This is a genomic window from Maribacter dokdonensis DSW-8 (assembly GCF_001447995.1).
In the GTDB taxonomy this organism is placed as follows: domain Bacteria; phylum Bacteroidota; class Bacteroidia; order Flavobacteriales; family Flavobacteriaceae; genus Maribacter; species Maribacter dokdonensis.
Genome location: NZ_LDPE01000002.1, coordinates 179,578 through 198,953, shown reverse-complemented (window position 1 = coordinate 198,953; position 19,376 = coordinate 179,578). Strand labels below are relative to the sequence as shown.

Sequence of the window (19,376 nt, the reverse complement as noted above, 5' to 3'; positions counted from 1 at the left end):
ATTATCGGACGGCAAATATACTGGATATTAGTTAAATAGCTTATAAAAACATCGACGAACGGTAAGGTAATTAGTTTGGGGTTCTTTAAACAAGTAGCTCGATTAGTTCTCCATATCCTTTAGCTGAATTTCTAGTGCTTTTGTCGATAGCTGCACCTCGATCAAGGATAAAACCAAAGACACCATTAGCGCAAATAAACTAATGCTAAATATCAAATTTGCCCAAAATGTAAGTTCTACATAAATAAGGGTCATTGTAATTACTGCCAATAAAAAGCTGAAGATAGCAGTGGCTTGCATGTTTTTTATAATGGTGAGTCGTTTACGTAATTTTTGAACTTGTAGGCCAACGGATTGCGATGCAGTTTCTTGATATTTTTGATGTAATTGGCGTATTAATGCGGCAATAGCCAAGTATCTTGCATTGTATGCCAACATTGTCAATGAAATGGCAGGGAAAAGGAGCGCTGGTATGCCTAAAGTGAGTTCCATAAATAATAATTATTAATCCGTAGCTATCCCAAAATAGGTCCAAGTTACATTTTGGTCAAATGGGTTGTGTTGGGCATGTATTTCACCAGGGGCTATAGTAATGCATTTTCCAGGACCAACCTCATAATCCTTTCCTGAAATAGTAAATACGGCTTTACCGGTCTGTATATGAAAAACTTCAAACATCGTATCATGTTTATGAAGCTCAACTTTTTGACCAGGTTTAAAAACAGCGGTACCGTACATCATTAATTGTGGTATTTCACCACGATTTATCAATGTCTTTTTCTTAATACTTGGGTCATGACTGACACCTAGTTCCGGTAGCTCGTTCCAATCTACTATTTTCATTGTGCTATTCTATATCAAAAGTTGCTTTTTCAACAATTCCGTTTCCTTTGATTTCTATGGTATAGGTTCCTTTAGGTAGATAGGTGCTCCCATTATCAGCTTGGTTTAAAACAGTTTTGTGTTTTTTAAGGTAATTCATCTTGCCAATTTTAGAGAAAGCAACATCATAGGATAAAACATTTAAACCTTTGTCTGCAATAATTTCAGTTTCACTCACTACGATATCATCTGAAGATATTATTTTGGCTTCATACACATCATCACTATCAGAGTAGAAGGTGATGTCTAATCCTGGTGTTCTAGGTTTTGACCAAGAGCTCCAAGAATTACCCCAACGTGAAGAATGTTTAATATTTTCTAGCGCATATACGTGCAGTGCTTTGTTCTGAACTTCTGAATTCAAATTTTGAAGCGCGGCTATATTTGCGGTATAAATACTTCTACCATGCGTACCCACCACTAAATGTTTAGCATCTTGTTGTATGACTAAATCATGAATGGCAACATAGGGCATTCCATTTTGTAAAGACTGCCATGTTGTTCCCCTATCCAATGAAACGTATAAGCCATTATCCGTACCAACAAATAAAAGGTTTTCATTTTCCGGGTCTTCTACTATAACATTCACGGCAGATGTAGGTATGTTATTAGAAATGTTTTTCCAAGTAGACCCTTTGTCATCACTTACAAAAACATAGGGAGTAAAGTCGTCTGAACGGTATCCGTTTAATGTAGCATATACTCTATTTTCGTTATGTTTTGAAGCAATGACCCTGCTTACCCATAAATTTTGAGGTAGGTTATTAGATACGGTTATCCAACTACCACCACCGTTATCAGTTCGTTGAATTAAACCATCATCACTACCGGTATATAACAATCCGAATTTATAGGTAGATTCAGAAATTGTGGTCAAGGTACCATAGGCTACATTACCTTGTTTTCCTCCTTGGGTCAGGTCAGCTGAGATAGTTTCCCATGTGTCTCCTTTATTTAAGGAACGATGCATTTTATTACTGCCTATATATAAAATATCTTGGTTATGGGGAGAAAGTAAAATAGGAGTTTGCCAGTTGAAACGGTAAGGAGCCTCCCCTAGCTCATGTTTTGGTTGAATATAATTTCTTTGGTCTTTTTCTAAATCGATTCTAAAATAATTTCCGAATTGATATCCCGTGTAAACGATATTAGCGTTGCGATCGTCAATCTCTACCTGCATACCATCTCCGCCTAAAATAGATTTCCAAGGGTATTGCCCTGTTTGCTGCCATTCGCTGTTTTCCTCGGCATTGTGTGGTCCCATCCAAACTCCGTTATCTTGTAATCCACCATATATGTTATATGGTTTTTCATTATCTACGGCAATGGCATAAAATTGACCAACTGTGGGAGAGTTGTTCTTAAACCAATTTTTACCGTCATCGTAGCTCGTGTTAACTCCGCCATCATTCCCGTTAATGAGATGACCGGGTAATTTTGGATTGATCCATAATGCATGGTGATCTGCATGAACGTTATCACCATTTATTGACGTATATGTTTTGCCGCCATCTTTAGAAGCTATAATGGGTACACCGGCTAAGTAAATGGCATCAACATTATTAGGATCAACAGTAACCTGGGCAAAATAATACCCGTAGCTATAAAAAAGGTCGTCTATATAGTCTTCGTTTTGTTTTGACCAAGTTTTACCGCCATCATTACTTCGGTAGACTTCTGCACCAATAACCGGCGTATCGAACAACATACTGTTGGCATCTTCTAAATATAACGCCAAATCTGCCGGTTGTACGGCATTACTACGAACCATTTGCTTGACATTGGCAGCTCTATATTTTTCGTGAAAATTATTGGTTTTTAGAAATTCGTTCAGCTCTTTGTCGTTCAGCTTCAAGAACTGTTCTTTGGAGAGCGATTTAAAATCATCTTTTGTTAAGCCCGACTGTTTCTCTTTTTTTTCTTTGGATTTTTCTCTTCTAAATTGATTGTCATGAACGGCATAAAGAATGTTGTCATCAAAAACGGCCAAGCCAATTCTACCAACTCCTTCTCCTGTAGGAAAGCCACTTGAGGGTGTTGAAATTTTTGTCCAAGTGGTGCCGGCATCTGTACTTTTATATATGCCAGAACCTTCTCCGCTACCGCTAAAATTCCATGCTTTTCTATCTTTTTGCCATGCTGCCGCGTATTGCATCTGATAATTATTAGGGGAAACCGCAACATCGATGATGCCTGTATTGTCATCAATGAACAAAGTTTTTTTCCAAGTTTTACCACCATCTGTGGTTTTGTAAATGCCGCGTTCTTTGTTAGGAGAATATAAATGACCAGTTACGCCTACGGTTACTTCATTTGCATTATCAGGATTTACCACAATGCGCCCAATATGGTGCGAATCTGATAAGCCCATATGTTGCCAGGTTTTACCCTTATCGGTAGACTTTAAAATTCCGATACCGGCGTATGAGGAGCGCGATGAGTTATTTTCTCCCGTACCTGCCCAAATGGTTCCGCTTTGCCAATGAACTGCTATGTCACCAAGGTTTTGGGTTTGGGTTTCATCCATTACCGGAGTAAAGGTGTTACCGTTATTGTTGGTGTACCACAATCCGCCAGAAGCGTATGCTACGTAATATTCTGTTGGGTTGTTGTCGTTGACCGCTAAATCTACTACACGACCACTCATTACAGACGGACCTACATTTTTTAATGGAATATTTTTGACTAGTGAATTGGCATCCATAGCCTGTTTGGCAATCAATGATTCCTCTATTTTTTCAGATGTAGTTGGTTGAACCTGTGCCGATACTATAGAAATACCGGTTAGTAGTAGAAAGTATAATTGTTTCATTATAATGTTTTTGATGCTGCAGATGGTAAGTTACTGATTAGTTTTTAGAGCTGGTATTCAAGTTCTTGATCAATTCTTGTGATTTTAATGTTAGCCTTGTTTGTGATTCTTTTATGGCGTCTTTAATATTGCCGTTTGATTTTGAAACTACATCGTTGGTGGTTGAGATAGCTTTAACGTACCAATCTTCCCAAGCTTCTAGAATAGCCTTTTCATTCTCAATGGCGTTGCCATTTTTAATAGCGTTTACGCTTAACTGAAATTCGGTTTGTAAACGATCTATGGCTTTTTGTTCCAATAAAGATATTTGTTCTAAGGCAAATGCGGTATTTGAATTTACTAGGGTGAGTCCGCTCACTAGTGCCGCAGTACCCACATTTTTCATGGTTTCTTTTGAAACCTTGTCTATACGGTCATTATCGGTATGGTAAAATTGGTCTGTAAAATGCCAAAGTAAAAGTCCGGGTATATCAGCTTGTAAAAAAGGAGTGTGGTCACTTCCACCTTCAAACGGGTTGGTTTCTACCACCCAATTCGCAAAATTGCCCTGTTTTTTAAAGGTCGATGTTATAAAATCATTCAAATAGTGTGGTTTCATGTCTTCTAACTTTAAAACATCACCGCCCCATTCACTGTGTTTATCATTGCCACGAGTCCAAATAGCACTTGGGTCTGGCATTTTTTCAATCAAGAAAGTGCCGCCTGTTATTGTAGTATTTTCGCCTACCATATCAAGACTAATTCCCCATTTAATTCCTTTTGCACGTTCAGGATCTTCTTGAATATACCGGTTGGTAGAAACAATTTCATCGCCCCATAAAAAAGTCATGGTTCTTTTAAATGCTATTTTATTTTCGCCGAATAATTTGGCTGCGGTTTTAGCCATTTCTAATTGCGTGCCAACACCCGTTGCGTTGTCATTTGCGCCGGGTTCTTGAACATGTGCGCTGTACACCAAACGTTCATTGGGCAATTCACTTCCTTTAATATCAGCAACAATGGTCAGTTCTTCGGATGGATATCTTTTGGTTTCTATCTTTACTAGAACTTCAGTAGCACCTGTTTTAAGTTGCGCCACTAATTTTTCTTTTGCTTCATATGACAGGGCAATGCCCCAGAAATCACTATCAGATGGTGAAGGAAGACTTCTAAATTGAATTGAAGTGGTATTTTTCTCTGGTTGTAAATACCCAGGGTTGTCGTAGGTGAGAATTCCTATTGCCCCGTTTTTCATTGCGGTTTTGTACAATTTTCTAGCACTCATTTCTGCAAAAACTACTTTGCCTTTCATGGAGGCGGACTCCATATCTTCAACAGATGTTACCCATAGAACATCTGCCTTAATACCTTCTTTTGAGGTAGAAGCCGAATTTAAATAGGTCATGTTTCTATTGGTTTGCGAAAGTAGTAAGGGCATTTCTTGACCTACAATTTGTAATGATGCCGAAACAGGTTCCCAGGTTTGGCGGCTCATTGCTCGCTTTTCAATACGGTAGGTAAACCGGTCACCAGTTGTTGCTTCCTCTTCTAATACATAACCTGCTGCTTTTAGACGATCTGCAATAAGGTGAATTGTTTTATTAAAACCGGTGTTGCCCACAACACGCCAATAATCTTCTACAAAATCTGTAGTTTCATAGGCAAGCTTGCCAGTGAATTCTGGACGAACAAGCTCAAAATAATCTACTGGTTTTTCTTCAGGCTGCTGAGAGCATCCTGCTAAAAAAGAAAGGCAGAGTAATGCGGGTACAATGCCCTGCCTTAATAATATTCTTTTGATGGAGATTACTCTTCCCATTTCCATTCGTTGCCAATGATCAATTTCTCTTTTAAATCATTTTTGATCATGAATTCTTTGGTAGTTTCACTATCCATTTTTGTTGCTGGTAAAGTATCGGCATTTGCTAGAGCATACAGCATCATTGTGCCAAAACGTGCCGTATTTTTCATATGGTCTTCATTCACCAAATGAAAATCGTCACAATCAGAATGGTAACATCCGTAGATAGAACGGTCTAAATTACTATGTACCGATAAAATGGGCACACCTTCAAGCATAAATGGTTGGTGATCGCTATGTAGCCCAGATTTGTTGGAGAATTTGTTTTGATAAATAGTATCCTGTTTTTGAATGGCAGCACCTAAATCTTTAAAAAACTGTTCATTATCTAATTTACCGCCGGCATTCATACCTATTGGGTTACCGGACATATCTAGGTTCATCATATATTTAATGTTCTCAATGGTATTGTTTTCAACAGCTTGTTCTACCAAATATTTAGAACCTAGTAAACCTTGTTCCTCTCCCATGAACATAACAAACTTCACGGTTCTTTTTGGTTGTAGATTATTAGCCTTGAAGGCTCTTGCAATATCAAGCACCGCAAATGAACCAATACCGTTATCTATGGCACCGGTAGCCAGATCCCAAGAATCTAAATGACCACCAATGACAATTTCTTCTTGAGGTATTTCTGTACCTGGTAATGTTGCAACTACGTTTCTTGCCTTAATCATATCGCTTGTATTGGTCATATCAATTTTGGCGGTAGCTTTTTTGGTCTTCAACGTTTCTTTTAATGCCATGCCATCTTCCTTGCCAATACATACGGCAGGTATTGGAATTAACTCTCCGGTAACGGAAGCTGTACCTGTAAGTAAAACGCCATTATCCACTTGGTTAATGATAATAATGCCAATAGCACCATATTTTATGGCTAAAGCCGTTTTCTCGCTACGGTGTAAATTGCTTAACCCTTCTTCGCTACCTGGTAGAATATTAATATATACCAAAGCTATTTTTCCTTTTACGGCATCTGGGTTGGCAGCGTAGTCTGCATCCAGTCCATTGCCCATGTCTACAATTTCACCGGTAACGTGTGCCTCTACAGGTGCATGACCTAAGGTCACTACCTTAACATCATCCTCGTTGATGGTTAAAGAAACTTCGCCTCTTGCCCATGCCTCAACTTCAAAAGTTTGGTAAACAACATCTTCAAAGCCATATTCCTTGAATTTGTTATAGGTGTATTCTTCTGCCTGTGCACCGTTGGTTGATCCTGTTAACCTATGACCTATAGTTTCTGTAGCTTCCTTTAATGTGTTATAGCCTTTGGAATTTTGTTTTATTTCGGTATCAATACGGGCAAAAAGATCGGATTGTGTTTCTTCTTTTGGTGTTTCTGAACATGCCTGTAGGCATAGTGCACCTAAGATGAGGTAAGCAATTTTTCTCATGAGTTGTCTTTGTTTGGTTTAGGTATACAAGTTAGCCATTTTGTAGCTAAGAAGTTGTGCTAACATTCTTGTAAATTTTATAATTCCATGCCCTATTTTTTAAGGAAACAACACATAATGCGTAATTTTATATCAAAATATAAATTCATGAAATACGATCAAATACCTAACTCCCTATTTATAAAGAACCGTAAGAAGTTTATGGACCGCATGCAACCTAAAAGTATTGCAGTTTTTAACTCTAACGATATTTACCCGATAGGAGCCGATAGTGTTTTGCCTTTTGAGCAACATAGAGATATATTTTACCTATCTGGTGCTGATCAAGAAGAAACGATACTGGTGTTGTTTCCCGATGCCATTAATAAAAAACATCGCGAAGTTTTGTTTGTTCGTGAAACCAATGAGCATATTGCCATTTGGGAAGGTGAAAAATTAACCAAAGAAAAGGCTACGGAAGTGTCTGGTATAGAAACCATTTGTTGGTTGCAAGATTTTGATAAAATCTTCTTCGATCTCATGACCGAAGCCGAGACTATTTATTTCAATACAAACGAGCATTACAGGCAGGCGGTAGAAACACAGACTAGAGAAGATCGGTTTATTGAAAAATGTAAGCGTGAATATCCTGCTCATCGCGTAGCAAAGAGTAATCCTATTTTGCAGGAAATTAGAGGTGTAAAAGAGCCTGAGGAAATTGATATTATGCAAACGGCATGTAATATCACTGAAAAAGGATTTCGAAGACTACTAAGTTTTGTGAAACCAGGGGTGATGGAGTATGAAATTGAGGCAGAGTTGCTACATGAGTTCATAAGAAACAAATCTAAAGGTTTTGCTTATCCGCCAATTATTGCATCTGGTAATAATGCTAATGTGTTACATTATTTAGAGAATAACAAGGCATGTAATGCTGGTGATTTAATTTTGATGGATACTGCTGCAGAATATGCCAATTATTCTAGTGATCTTACTAGAACTATACCTGTAAGCGGAAAATTTACCAAACGCCAAAAAGAGGTGTACAATGCTGTTTTACGTGTAAAAGACGATGCTACCAAAATGTTGGTGCCGGGTACGCTTTGGGCAGAATATCACAAGGAATGTGGTAAAATAATGACCTCAGAACTTTTAGGTCTTGGTTTGTTGGATAAAGCCGATGTACAAAATGAAAATCCCGAATGGCCTGCATACAAGAAATACTTCATGCACGGTACAAGTCACCATATTGGTCTGAATACGCATGATTATGGGGCTTTGAAAACACCAATGACAGCCAATATGGTATTTACCGTAGAGCCGGGTATTTATATACCTGCAGAAAATATGGGTATTCGTTTAGAAGATGATGTGGTTATTCAAGAAAAAGGAGAACCTTTTAACTTAATGGCGAATATTCCGATTAAGGCAGATGAGATAGAGGAATTAATGAACAACTAAATAGCAAGCATGAAATTAGTATCGTGGAACGTTAATGGAATTAGGGCTTCGGTTAAAAAGGGATTTGAGGATATTGTAAAGGAATTTGATGCCGATGTGTTTTGTGTTCAAGAAACCAAGGCGCAAGATGATCAGGTTGCCGAAGCATTGAAAGAAATTACAGATTATGAACTGTTTAGTAATAGCGCCGAAAGAAAAGGATATTCTGGTACTGGAATTCTTTCTAAACAGAAACCCGTGGCGTTCAACAACAATATGGGGGTAGAAATTCATGATTTAGAAGGAAGGATTACCCATTCTGAATTTGAACACTTTCATTTGGTGAACGTCTATATTCCAAATAGTGGTAGTGGACTAAAAAGATTGGATTACCGTGCAGGATGGGATAAAGATTTTACCAATTACTTAAAAGAGCTTTCAAAATCAAAGCCGTTGATCATTACAGGTGATTTTAACGTGGCACATACTGAGAACGATTTAGCCAACCCCAAAAGTAATTACAACAAAACTTCTGGATTTACCCAAGTGGAGATAGATGGGTTTGACCATATGTTGAAAGAGGTCAATTTAGTTGATAGTTTTAGAAAACTACACCCTACTACGTTCAATAAATATACTTTTTGGAGTGCACGTGGTGGTGCAAGGGGTAGAAACGTGGGCTGGCGTTTAGACTACTTTTTGGTAAGTGAATCTATTTGGGACAAAGTAAAGTCCTCCGAAATTCATGATCAGATTATGGGCAGTGATCATTGCCCTATTAGTTTAGAAATAGATTTTTAAAAAAAGAACGGCCCATTTTTAATGGGCCGTTCCTATAAATTGGGGGAATATTAATTCTTACATACCTGGTAAAACCACGGCATCAATAACATGAATTATTCCATTTGATTGGTTTACATCTGCAATTGTCACAGTAGATAAATTACCCGCGGCATCTTTTAATTGAACCTTCTTTCCTTTTAGCATTGCAGTTAAAGTGCCACCGTTTACTGTAGTTAATTCAGCTTTTCCGTTACCATCTTTAATCATCTTCATTAAATCCATAGCGCTGACTTTTCCAGCAACTACATGGTATGTTAAAATCGATTGTAATTTCGCTTTGTTTTCAGCCATTAACAAGGTCTCAACAGTCCCTTTTGGTAATTTCTCAAATGCTTCATTTGTAGGAGCAAAAACTGTAAATGGACCTTCACCTTTTAAAGTTTCTACTAATTCTGCTGCTTTTACTGCTGCAACTAGAGTTGTGTGGTCTTTTGAGTTCACTGCATTTTCAATGATGTTTTTATTAGGGTACATTTCAGCGCCACCGACCATTTTGGTCTCCATCATCATTTTTTCCTTTTTCATCATTTTCTTGTCCTTCTTCATTTCCATAGCACCATCTTGAGCGAAGGATGAAGTAGTAAGTCCTAAAGTTAAGGCAAGAGTGGCAAGTTTAATCGTATTTGAAATTTTCATAATCTAATTTTTTAGTATACCTCACTTACGGAAACCAATTGACGAAGGTTTGGTTTTTGGGTATGAATTAGATGAAATAAGTTTTCAGTAATTTATTTTTTGTTGACGTTTATATAAATATTGAAAATTACGAACACAATCAAAGCTGGCAAGACCCAGCCTAAACTATACTGCTGAAGCGGAATCCACGAAAACGTATTTGCTTCAGGTGTTAATGCTCCAATACTTCCCAAGAAATCAGGAATACTAAATAGTATGGTGGCTATGGTTACCGCTCTAAATACCAAAGACGATGCATATTTATCTGGCACTACATTCAAAACAATGAGTATAATGGTAATGGGATAAATGAACATTAAAGAGGGTATGGCTACGGCAATAATATAAGCTACATTGAACTGGCCAACAAGAACACCTAATACACTACCAATAATAGCCATAATGGTATATGCCGATTTTGACTCATTAAATCTTGATGCTACAAAATCTGCCGTACCGGTTACGATACCTACTGCGGTGGTAAAACATGCTAAACCTACCAGTATACTTAAGAACAAATTGCCGATGTTACCTAAACTCTGTTTTGCTAAACCGGATAATATTTCGGTTCTGGTCGTTTCTGCATTAAAAACAGCATGAGACAAGGCTCCAGAAAGAATAAGACCCATATAAATTAAAAACAAGGCTAAACCGGCAAACCAGGCAGCATTTCTAATTAATGTTTTCTTTTCGTCATAGGTTGCATCAACATATTTTAGGTTGATGGATATGATGATTACCCCACCAACAACTACAGCGCCAATAGCATCAAATGTTTGGTAGCCTTCCAGTATTCCGTTGGCAAACGGACTGGCAATCGTAGTGCTTCCAAAATCAAAGGGAAAAGAGAAAATCGTTATTCCTATTACCAAAAGAAGAATTAAAATGATAGCCGGCGTCAATATCTTGCCCAGTATATTCAATATTTTAGAACGGTTAAGCGCAAACAATAACACTAATGCAAAATAGATGCTGCTGGTGTACCAAGAAGATATATCCCAAAATGGCTGAATGGCCATTTCATGCGTTACAGATGCTGTTCTAGGGCTGGGGAGTGCTATGGCAATAGCGTATATGAAAAATGCATATACTAAGCTGAAAATAGGTGAGACCTTATTGCCAAAGTCTATAAGGGAACCTTGTAATTTTGCATGAGCCAAAATTCCGAGAACGGGAATGGCCACGGCAGAGAGTCCAAAACCGATAGTAACTACCAACCATTGATTTCCAGAATTAAACCCTAATAGGGGAGGTAAAATAAGATTGCCCGCTCCAAAAAAAAGAGAGAATAGAGCAAAGGCGGTTACAAGGGTTTCCTTCTTTTTAAACATAGGTACAAATTAAGTGAAAGATTATTAAATAACAGGTAAGCCAAGCTTTTTCATTTTTTGAAACCGCAAAAAAAAGAGCATTGACAACAGCATAGGTGAAACTCACAACAATTAGTGGTTCAGTCCTTTAATATACTGTACTTTAACAAAAGTAAAATAAGCGTATGCTAATTTCCTTGAGTTTCAACCTAATATATTAACCGCATTTTCTCGATCACCCAAATCGGAATTCTTGCAATAAAACCTACAGCATGAAAAAAATATTCTGCAGCATCTTTGGCCATCACTATTCCATTTCTAAGAAAGTGACATCTCACATTAAGGAGTACAAATGTATTCATTGTCAAAAAGAAGTAACCACAGACGTAAGTGGCAACCTGTCTATATTGACACCTGAATTACAAGATATCAATAGAACATTAGAACATATTTACCAAAGAAGACATACGGCTACGCAACAACAGGTAGCATAGTCATAATAGGTATTTATTAGTCAAATGAATTCCAACCCTGCGCGGTTAACGGAATCTTCGTATTATTCCTAGAAATTAAGTAAGCCCCTTCGTCTTTTCCCGTGGTATGCCCTATGACGGTAAGGTTAGGATTGCCTTTAATTTTTGGGAATTCTTTTTGGTCAATAGTGAACAATAGCTCATAGTCTTCTCCACCGCTTAACGCTACAAGGGTACTGTCTATCTTGAATTCTTCACAAGCAGATATTACGGTAGGGTCTAACGGAATTTTGTCTTCGTACAAGTCAATTCCCAATCCGCTACTTTTACTCAAATGAAGAATTTCTGAGGATAGACCGTCGCTAATATCTATCATTGATGTAGGATGAACTTCCAATTTTTTTAATAACTCAGGTATATCCTTTCTTGCTTCAGGCTTCAACTGTCGCTCTACGATATAAGAATAAGGTTCTAAATCGGGTTGACTATTAGGGTTTACTTTAAAAACCTCTTTTTCCCTTTCTAGAACTTGCAAGCCCATATATGCCGCACCCAAATCACCGGATACAACCAATAAATCGTTTGGTTGTGCACCTGATCGGTAAGCAATATCTTCTTCATTGGCAATACCTATTGCGGTAACACTGATCATTAAACCTGTTTTGGAAGAGGTAGTGTCACCACCCACTAAATCAACATTATATGTTTTGCATGCCGTAGCTACGCCAGCATATAATTCTTCAAGAGCTTCTAGCGGAAATCTATTAGAGACTGCAATAGAAATGGTTACTTGGGTAGCCGTAGCGTTCATGGCATAAATATCGGATAGGTTTACCATGATAGATTTATACCCTAAATGCTTCAGTGGCATATAGGCAAGATCAAAATGAACGCCTTCAATTAAAAGATCGGTACTTATTACAGTCTTTTTATCCTTGAAATCTAAAACTGTGGCATCATCACCAATTCCTTTGAGTGTAGATGCTTGTTTTATTTCAAAACCCTTGGTAAGGTGTTCAATGAGCCCAAATTCGCCCAGTTTCTCCAATGATGTTCTTTCTTGTTCTTTATCTTCTAGCATGTTGCAAAAATAAGAAGTAAAATAAGATGTATGGCATAAAAAAGACCGAAGCTGAAAAGCATCGGTCTTAGTACTGAAATTATAAAGTTGTTGAGTGCTTATCCTAAAGAATAACCATCTCTGTATGTGCGTTTTACGTATTTATTTGCGGGTTCAAAATTAGTGATTTTCATATTTGCGGCATCCCATTGTAAGCGTTTTCTACCGTGGTATTGTTTACCACCGCCCCAAAAGCTTTGGTTCTCTACCGTAGGGTCTACTTCAAAATAAGATTTTAATGCTAAGTTACCAATTAGGATACTTTCTGTAAATGGTCCGGCATAATCAAAGGATGAACTGGTCTCTGCATTACCGTAACCGGCCATACAAGCGTTTACCCATTGTAAGTAGTGCCCTTCTGGTACACGAGCAATGGTTTGTTCAACTTCAAACTGTTCGTTAAGGCTCAGTGGAAGTAAACGCGGATTTGCACCATAACAATCTGCCATTAACTTTCCTTTGGTACCTATGAACAATACACCACCATCCCAGTTTCCTAAAGCTTCATCATCACCTAGTTCCTCTGGTCTTTCAGGTAATAGTCCGCCATCCATCCAGGTCACTTTTATTTTTCCTTTGCCATCCGTTCTTGGGTAGCTTAAATGTATTTTACTGGAATTTGGGAAACTTTTAGGGTAATCTTTATATTGGAAATTGCCACTGAAGGAGTCAGATACACTACACTCTACGGTATCAGGATATAAAATCGGAAGAATTCTATATACCGGATCCATAATATGGCAGGCCATATCACCTAGTGCACCTGTACCGAAATCTGACCAACCTCTCCAATCAAATGGTAGGTAGGCATTGTTATAATCTCGCATTTGTGCGGTACCTAACCAAAGATCCCAGTTTAGACCTTTAGGAATGCGATCTTTTTTAGTTGGTGTTTGTAATGCCTGTGGCCAAATTGCTCTGTTGGTCCAACATTTTACGGTATGTACCTCACCTATAATTCCGGTGTCATAAATTTCTTTCATGGTACGTACACCGTCACCAGAACCACCTTGGTTACCCATTTGAGTAACAACTTTGAATTTTTTGGCAGCCTCTGTTAACATTCTTGCTTCCCAAATATCATGGGTCAAAGGTTTTTGTACATACACGTGTTTGCCCATTGACATTGCCTGATAAGCTGCAACGGCGTGGTTGTGATCGGGTGTAGAAACAGAAACGGCATCAATGTTTTTACCTTCTTTATCTAACATTTCCCTAAAATCATTGTAATAACTGGCTTTTGGGAAGTTTTCTCTAGAAGTAACCGCTTGCCTATCATCTACATCACAAAGCGAAACAATGTTAACGTTGGGGCTCTCGGCAAACGATGCAATATCGCTTTGCCCTTTACCTCCTGCGCCAATACCTGCGATGTTAAGTTTATCGCTGGGAGCAATAAAGCCCGTTCCTCCAAGTACATGTCTTGGTACGATCATAAAACCGGCTGCCGCCATACCGGTATTCTTCATAAATTTTCGGCGGGTGTTCTTTTTGTCGTTGATTTTGTTGTTTGACATAAGTTGTTGTTGTTTGATTCGGTAATGAAGATAATCGAATTCTTTTGAAATTTAAATGGTTAACGGATTTAATACATTCTGTATGAATGCATTTAGTATCTTTAAGTGTTGACTATAAATTGATTGCATGAAAAAGGTGATTTGGTTTTTAACATTTTCTTTGCTTTTTAGCTGTTCTTCAGATGATAGCGCCAATTTAGAGCTAGACGATGAGGTAGAAAATGAAACGCCTTCCAACATACCTAACGAAATAGGAAGTTTACCATGCAATAATGGAATGGCAGGTATTTACCCTTGCAATGGCTATGATTTGGTAGCGCATATTTCTTTAGACGATTTTTCTGCTAGCGAGGCTAATGATATATGGGGGTGGACCGATGCCGAAACAGGTAAGGAGTATGCCATAATGGGCTTGGATAATGGTACGGTATTTATAGATATTTCCGATGCTGAAAACCCTATGTACTTAGGAAAACTACCAACAGCTACAACTGCCAGTTCCTGGAGAGATGTAAAAGTGTATGAAGATTTTGCTTATGTGGTCTCAGAGGCTAATGGTCATGGTGTTCAGGTGTTTGATCTAAAGCGGTTGCGAAATGTTGTTGGCCCTCCCCAAGAATTTACGGCGGACGGGCGTTATACCGGACTTGGAAATGCACATAACATCGTAATAAATGAAACCTCTGGTTTTGCCTATCCGGTCGGTACTGATAGGGATGATGAGTTTAACGGCGGAGTGCATTTTCTTGATCTACAAAATCCTATTGTTCCTGTACTTGCAGGTGGTTGGGGTTTAAATGGATATACGCATGATGCCCAGGTGATTACATATAATGGACCTGATGCTGATTATCAAGGGGCGGAAATATTTGTGGGTGCTAATGAAGACTTAGTGGTAGTCGTGGATATATCGGACAAGAGTGCACCGATAACCTTGGCTACATTGCCATATTCTAATATTGGATATACACACCAAGGTTGGTTTACGGAAGATCAGCGTTTTTTTATCCTAGGTGATGAATTGGATGAGGTGAGACAAGGTTTTCAAACACGTACGCTAATTTTTGATATGGCAGATTTAGAGAATCCCGTGTTGCATCACACGTATTTAGGTCCTACGAATGCCATAGATCATAATGGTTATGTATTGCAAGATGAGTTTTTCTTGGCCAATTATACTGCCGGTGTGCGAATTTTGGATATTTCTGAAATTGAGAACAGTGTGGTTGTTGAAACAGGGTATTTTGATACCTACCCTGAAAATGATAATACGCAGTTTTCAGGTGTTTGGAGTGTTTATCCTTATTTTGAAAGTGCCAATATTGTTGTAAGCGATATCAATAGCGGTTTCTTTATTATTAAAAAATCGAACTGATGATAAGACGAATTCTTTTGTTCTTGGTGCTGTGTGTTGTTTTTTCTTGTGCAAAAGAAGATGCAGAAGTTGCTTTTAACGGGCTAGAATCTGAATTTGTAGGGGAGTTGGTTTGGGTCAAAAATTTTGGCGGTAGTGGAAACGAAAGTGCTCAGGCAATTATTGGAACAAACGATGGGGGTTTTGCCGTTTTAGGATATACAGGTAGTATTGATGGTGATATTGCTGCAAAGTTTGAGGAAGAAAATGATTATTGGTTTTTAAAATTTGATGCCAACGGAGTTTTACAATGGAACAAAACTTATGGCGGTAGTATGGACGATATCGGTCAGAGTTTGGTTCAAACTACAGATGGTGGTTATGCGCTAACGGGTTATGCCATGAGTAGTGATGGTGATGCTACCAATAATCAAGGTTTTCATGACAACTGGATTTTAAAATTAGATGCACAAGGTGTTTTGGAATGGGAGAGCAGCTACGGCTTTTCTGGACATGATCATTCATACGATATTCTTGAGGCGTCACAAGGTGGGTACTTTTTTACGGGTTTTTTAGATATTACCTCGGCCAGGGCCGACGGCAATACTGAAAAAGGAAACGGTCTTACCAGCCATGGTGTGGGTGAATTTTGGGGCACCAAAATAGATGAAAATGGAAGTATTCAGTGGCGAGGTTATTTTGGTGGAACAAACAATGACCGTGCTCACAGCGTGGTTCAGAGTAATGATGGCGGTTTTGTAATGGCCGGTTTTACTGAAAGTGATGATTACGATGTTAGCAGCACCAATGGTAGTTATGAGTTCTGGGTAGTTAAGGTAGATGCATTTGGCAATCTGCTTTGGGAGCATTCATTTGGGGGCGATGGTATTGAGGTTGCATATGATATAGCAAAAACCTCAGATGATGGTTATGTTGTGGTAGGAAATACATTTAGTAACAATGGAGATGTATTGGTCAATCATGGAGGGTCTGATGTGTGGATGATCAAAATTGATGCCGAAGGCAACCTCGTATGGGAACAGACCTATGGCGGATCGGAGTTTGATCTGGCACAAGCTGTTTTGCAGAGTAAAGATGGCGGTTTCTACATTACCGGTAATTCAAAAAGTGATGATAAGGACAGTTCGTTTAATTATGGTGAAAATGATATTTGGCTGGTGAAAACCAATAGTGTAGGAGAATTGGTCTGGGAGAAATCCTATGGTGGGTCGGGACTGGATTTTGCATATGATCTCATTGAAAATGAGGACGGAAGTGTAATGGTGGTGGGAGAAACGGCAAGTACTGATTTTAATACCTTGACCTCTAAAGGAAATACAGACCTTGTACTTCTAAAAATTAAATAACCTTCAACAGTTGATCATAGGATTTCTCTATTGACTTATACGTTATAATAATGTAAGGTTCTATGGTAAAAACCTACTTATAACGTATATTTGTAAACTATTTTTAGATTAAATCGAGATATTATGATTCAAGTATCAGAAACGGCTAAACAGAAAGTCATCAGCCTCATGACAGAAGAGGGTTTTGATGCTTCTAAAGATTTTGTGCGTGTTGGTGTAAAGAGTGGCGGGTGTAGTGGATTATCTTACGAGTTAAACTTCGATAATAAGAAAGATGAAGCTGATAAAGTGTTCGAAGACAATAATGTACGAATTATCGTAGATAAGAAAAGCTTTTTATATTTAGTAGGAACTGTGCTGGAATACTCAGGTGGTCTAAACGGAAAAGGATTTGTTTTTAACAACCCTAACGCACAAAGAACCTGTGGTTGTGGCGAAAGTTTTTCATTATAAATTAAAGTAAAAAGAGAAAAAAGGAAATAAGTAAAGGTGTTTATGTATAGTTCTTTTGAAGATTTAGAAGTATACAAATTATCGATAACGTTTACAGGGAATATCTATAGTTTGCTAGAAAGGCAACCTCTGAAAAATGATTTTGCAATGGTTGATCAATTAAGAAGAGCAACAATTTCAATTTCAAATAATATTTCCGAAGGTTTTGAACGAGAAACGGATAAGGAATTGATTAGGTTCCTATATTTTGCGAAAGGATCTTCAGGAGAAGTGAGAAATATTTTCAATGTAATGGAGGAAATAGGATATTTTGATAAAAGGGAATTAATAGAGTATAGAGCGCAAATTGTGGTTATTTCAAGGCAGCTAGCAAACTATATTAAATATGTTAAGAAGAGATGTAGTTAGTTTTAACTCGTTATCTTTTAACTTATTAACTATAAATATATGGCATATACAGAAGAAGAATTAAAGAAAGAACTGGAAACCAAAGAATATGAATACGGTTTCTATACAGATATTGAGTCCGAAACGTTTCCCAATGGTTTAAACGAAGAGATCGTTATTGCTATTTCTAAGAAAAAAGGAGAGCCGGAATGGATGACGCTTTGGAGATTAGAGGCTTTTAAGTACTGGAAAGAAATGGAAGAGCCAGAATGGGCTAATGTACATTATCAAAAACCAGATTTTCAAGCGATATCGTACTACTCTGCCCCAAAGAAAGCAGATCCGAACAAAACTTTAGATGATGTTGATCCAGAGTTGTTGGAGATGTACAAAAAGTTGGGAATATCTGTAGATGAGCAAAAGAAACTTCAAAATGTAGCGGTAGATATTGTAATGGATTCGGTATCCGTAGCAACTACATTTAAGAAGACCTTGGCAGAAAAAGGTATTATTTTCTGTTCCATTTCTGAAGCTATTAAAGATCACCCAGAATTGGTGAAAAAGTATATTGGTTCTGTAGTTCCAAAAAGAGATAATTTTTACGCAGCCTTAAATTCTGCGGTTTTCTCTGATGGTAGTTTCTGTTACATTCCAAAAGGTGTTCGTTGCCCAATGGAACTTTCTACTTATTTTAGAATAAATCAAGCAGGTACAGGTCAGTTTGAGCGTACCTTGGTTATTGCGGATGAAGATAGTTATGTAAGTTACCTTGAAGGTTGTACTGCACCTTCTAGAGATGAAAACCAATTACATGCAGCCGTTGTAGAGCTTATTGCTTTAGATGGTGCGGAAATTAAATACTCAACGGTACAAAACTGGTTCCCTGGAGGAAAAGATGGTAAAGGCGGAGTATTCAATTTTGTTACCAAAAGAGCATTGGTAGAAAAGAACGCCAAAGTTTCTTGGACACAGGTAGAGACAGGATCTGCCGTTACCTGGAAATATCCTTCCTGTATCTTAAAAGGAGATAACTCCATAGGGGAATTCTATTCTATTGCAGTAACAAACAATTACCAACAAGCAGATACGGGAACTAAAATGGTTCATATTGGTAAGAACACCAAGAGTACTATTATTTCTAAAGGTATTTCTGCAGGTAAATCCCAAAATAGTTACCGTGGACTGGTACAGGTGAACAGCCGTGCAGAAGGTGCACGTAATTTCTCTCAATGCGATTCTTTGTTGATGGGTAACGAGTGTGGTGCACATACCTTCCCGTACATTGAGGCAAAGAACAAAAGCGCCATGATAGAGCACGAGGCTACAACAAGTAAAATTGGTGAAGATCAAATTTTCTACTGTAACCAAAGAGGTATAGATACTGAAAAGGCAATTGCATTGATCGTAAACGGTTTCAGTAAAGAGGTACTGAACAAACTACCGATGGAATTTGCTGTAGAAGCCCAAAAGCTATTGGAAATTAGTTTAGAAGGTTCTGTAGGATAAGAAAAGTCAATATTAAAAAAA

The 19,376-nt window shown here is 38.0% G+C and carries 17 protein-coding genes; 8 read left to right on the top strand and 9 right to left on the bottom strand.

Features of this window, described 5'->3' with window-relative positions; genetic code table 11:
- Positions 1 to 102: 102 nt before the first annotated feature.
- From I600_RS10460 to I600_RS10440, 5 genes are read right to left on the bottom strand one after another with little or no spacing between them, the layout of a single operon-like run.
- Complete coding sequence (locus I600_RS10460; protein WP_058104488.1) at positions 103 to 492, bottom strand: DUF2721 domain-containing protein; 390 nt, start codon at positions 490 to 492, stop codon at positions 103 to 105.
- Between the two features lie 12 nt (positions 493 to 504).
- Positions 505 to 843, bottom strand: coding sequence for a cupin domain-containing protein (locus tag I600_RS10455; RefSeq protein WP_058104487.1), 339 nt, complete (start codon positions 841 to 843; stop codon positions 505 to 507).
- A gap of 4 nt (positions 844 to 847) precedes the next feature.
- Positions 848 to 3,694, bottom strand: coding sequence for a WD40/YVTN/BNR-like repeat-containing protein (locus I600_RS10450; RefSeq protein ID WP_058104486.1), 2,847 nt, complete (start codon positions 3,692 to 3,694; stop codon positions 848 to 850).
- Between the two features lie 37 nt (positions 3,695 to 3,731).
- Positions 3,732 to 5,492, bottom strand: coding sequence for a M28 family peptidase (locus I600_RS10445; protein WP_058105108.1), 1,761 nt, complete (start codon positions 5,490 to 5,492; stop codon positions 3,732 to 3,734).
- Positions 5,480 to 6,931, bottom strand: coding sequence for a M20/M25/M40 family metallo-hydrolase (locus tag I600_RS10440; protein WP_058104485.1), 1,452 nt, complete (start codon positions 6,929 to 6,931; stop codon positions 5,480 to 5,482). Before I600_RS10440 ends, I600_RS10445 begins: the two co-directional genes overlap by 13 nt.
- 147 nt (positions 6,932 to 7,078) lie before the next feature.
- Here I600_RS10440 and I600_RS10435 point away from each other — a divergent pair, with 147 nt between their 5' ends.
- Complete coding sequence (locus tag I600_RS10435; protein ID WP_058104484.1) at positions 7,079 to 8,371, top strand: aminopeptidase P family protein; 1,293 nt, start codon at positions 7,079 to 7,081, stop codon at positions 8,369 to 8,371.
- Between the two features lie 9 nt (positions 8,372 to 8,380).
- A complete protein-coding gene (locus I600_RS10430; RefSeq protein WP_058104483.1) occupies positions 8,381 to 9,151 on the top strand; it encodes an exodeoxyribonuclease III in 771 nt (256 codons plus the stop codon).
- Between the two features lie 57 nt (positions 9,152 to 9,208).
- Here the strand turns inward: I600_RS10430 and I600_RS10425 are convergent, their stop codons facing one another.
- Complete coding sequence (locus tag I600_RS10425) at positions 9,209 to 9,829, bottom strand: fasciclin domain-containing protein (protein ID WP_058104482.1); 621 nt, start codon at positions 9,827 to 9,829, stop codon at positions 9,209 to 9,211.
- Between the two features lie 92 nt (positions 9,830 to 9,921).
- Positions 9,922 to 11,199, bottom strand: coding sequence for a branched-chain amino acid transport system II carrier protein (gene brnQ, locus I600_RS10420; RefSeq protein ID WP_058104481.1), 1,278 nt, complete (start codon positions 11,197 to 11,199; stop codon positions 9,922 to 9,924).
- A 251-nt stretch (positions 11,200 to 11,450) separates the two neighbouring features.
- Here brnQ and I600_RS18980 point away from each other — a divergent pair, with 251 nt between their 5' ends.
- Entirely contained in the window at positions 11,451 to 11,672 is a 222-nt protein-coding gene (locus tag I600_RS18980; protein ID WP_074670994.1) for a hypothetical protein, read from the top strand.
- 16 nt (positions 11,673 to 11,688) lie between these two features.
- On the opposite strand, the gene thiL is transcribed toward I600_RS18980, so the two are convergent.
- Both thiL and I600_RS10410 read right to left on the bottom strand, forming a co-directional pair.
- Positions 11,689 to 12,732 carry a thiamine-phosphate kinase gene (thiL, locus tag I600_RS10415; protein WP_058104480.1) on the bottom strand — a complete coding sequence of 348 codons (1,044 nt, stop codon included), beginning with the start codon at positions 12,730 to 12,732 and terminating at the stop codon, positions 11,689 to 11,691.
- A gap of 98 nt (positions 12,733 to 12,830) precedes the next feature.
- Positions 12,831 to 14,288 carry a Gfo/Idh/MocA family protein gene (locus I600_RS10410; RefSeq protein ID WP_058104479.1) on the bottom strand — a complete coding sequence of 486 codons (1,458 nt, stop codon included), beginning with the start codon at positions 14,286 to 14,288 and terminating at the stop codon, positions 12,831 to 12,833.
- 127 nt (positions 14,289 to 14,415) lie between these two features.
- Between I600_RS10410 and I600_RS10405 the strand changes: the two genes are divergently transcribed.
- The 5 genes from I600_RS10405 to sufB all read left to right on the top strand — a co-directional run bounded on the left by I600_RS10405 (position 14,416) and on the right by sufB (position 19,355).
- The gene (locus I600_RS10405) at positions 14,416 to 15,663 is read left to right on the top strand and encodes a choice-of-anchor B family protein (protein WP_058104478.1); all 1,248 of its coding nucleotides are present in this window, start codon (positions 14,416 to 14,418) and stop codon (positions 15,661 to 15,663) included.
- Positions 15,663 to 17,009 (top strand): hypothetical protein, encoded by a 1,347-nt coding sequence (locus tag I600_RS10400; RefSeq protein WP_245188877.1) that lies wholly within the window; start codon positions 15,663 to 15,665, stop codon positions 17,007 to 17,009. Before I600_RS10405 ends, I600_RS10400 begins: the two co-directional genes overlap by 1 nt.
- Before the next feature lie 123 nt (positions 17,010 to 17,132).
- The gene (locus I600_RS10395) at positions 17,133 to 17,462 is read left to right on the top strand and encodes a HesB/IscA family protein (RefSeq protein ID WP_058104477.1); all 330 of its coding nucleotides are present in this window, start codon (positions 17,133 to 17,135) and stop codon (positions 17,460 to 17,462) included.
- Between the two features lie 42 nt (positions 17,463 to 17,504).
- The gene (locus I600_RS10390; RefSeq protein ID WP_058105106.1) at positions 17,505 to 17,870 is read left to right on the top strand and encodes a four helix bundle protein; all 366 of its coding nucleotides are present in this window, start codon (positions 17,505 to 17,507) and stop codon (positions 17,868 to 17,870) included.
- 39 nt (positions 17,871 to 17,909) lie between these two features.
- Positions 17,910 to 19,355 carry a Fe-S cluster assembly protein SufB gene (gene sufB / locus I600_RS10385; RefSeq protein WP_058104476.1) on the top strand — a complete coding sequence of 482 codons (1,446 nt, stop codon included), beginning with the start codon at positions 17,910 to 17,912 and terminating at the stop codon, positions 19,353 to 19,355.
- Positions 19,356 to 19,376: the final 21 nt, after the last annotated feature.

Coding starts and splice junctions, on each gene's coding strand:
- I600_RS10410 (WP_058104479.1), bottom strand. CDS start 14,288: ATGTCAAACAACAAAATCAACGACAAAAAGAACACCCGCCGAAAATTT.
- I600_RS10395 (WP_058104477.1), top strand. CDS start 17,133: ATGATTCAAGTATCAGAAACGGCTAAACAGAAAGTCATCAGCCTCATG.
- I600_RS10445 (WP_058105108.1), bottom strand. CDS start 5,492: ATGGGAAGAGTAATCTCCATCAAAAGAATATTATTAAGGCAGGGCATT.
- sufB (WP_058104476.1), top strand. CDS start 17,910: ATGGCATATACAGAAGAAGAATTAAAGAAAGAACTGGAAACCAAAGAA.
- I600_RS10450 (WP_058104486.1), bottom strand. CDS start 3,694: ATGAAACAATTATACTTTCTACTACTAACCGGTATTTCTATAGTATCG.
- I600_RS10425 (WP_058104482.1), bottom strand. CDS start 9,829: ATGAAAATTTCAAATACGATTAAACTTGCCACTCTTGCCTTAACTTTA.
- I600_RS10400 (WP_245188877.1), top strand. CDS start 15,663: ATGATAAGACGAATTCTTTTGTTCTTGGTGCTGTGTGTTGTTTTTTCT.
- I600_RS18980 (WP_074670994.1), top strand. CDS start 11,451: ATGAAAAAAATATTCTGCAGCATCTTTGGCCATCACTATTCCATTTCT.
- brnQ (WP_058104481.1), bottom strand. CDS start 11,199: ATGTTTAAAAAGAAGGAAACCCTTGTAACCGCCTTTGCTCTATTCTCT.
- I600_RS10405 (WP_058104478.1), top strand. CDS start 14,416: ATGAAAAAGGTGATTTGGTTTTTAACATTTTCTTTGCTTTTTAGCTGT.
- thiL (WP_058104480.1), bottom strand. CDS start 12,732: ATGCTAGAAGATAAAGAACAAGAAAGAACATCATTGGAGAAACTGGGC.
- I600_RS10455 (WP_058104487.1), bottom strand. CDS start 843: ATGAAAATAGTAGATTGGAACGAGCTACCGGAACTAGGTGTCAGTCAT.
- I600_RS10390 (WP_058105106.1), top strand. CDS start 17,505: ATGTATAGTTCTTTTGAAGATTTAGAAGTATACAAATTATCGATAACG.
- I600_RS10460 (WP_058104488.1), bottom strand. CDS start 492: ATGGAACTCACTTTAGGCATACCAGCGCTCCTTTTCCCTGCCATTTCA.
- I600_RS10440 (WP_058104485.1), bottom strand. CDS start 6,931: ATGAGAAAAATTGCTTACCTCATCTTAGGTGCACTATGCCTACAGGCA.
- I600_RS10435 (WP_058104484.1), top strand. CDS start 7,079: ATGAAATACGATCAAATACCTAACTCCCTATTTATAAAGAACCGTAAG.
- I600_RS10430 (WP_058104483.1), top strand. CDS start 8,381: ATGAAATTAGTATCGTGGAACGTTAATGGAATTAGGGCTTCGGTTAAA.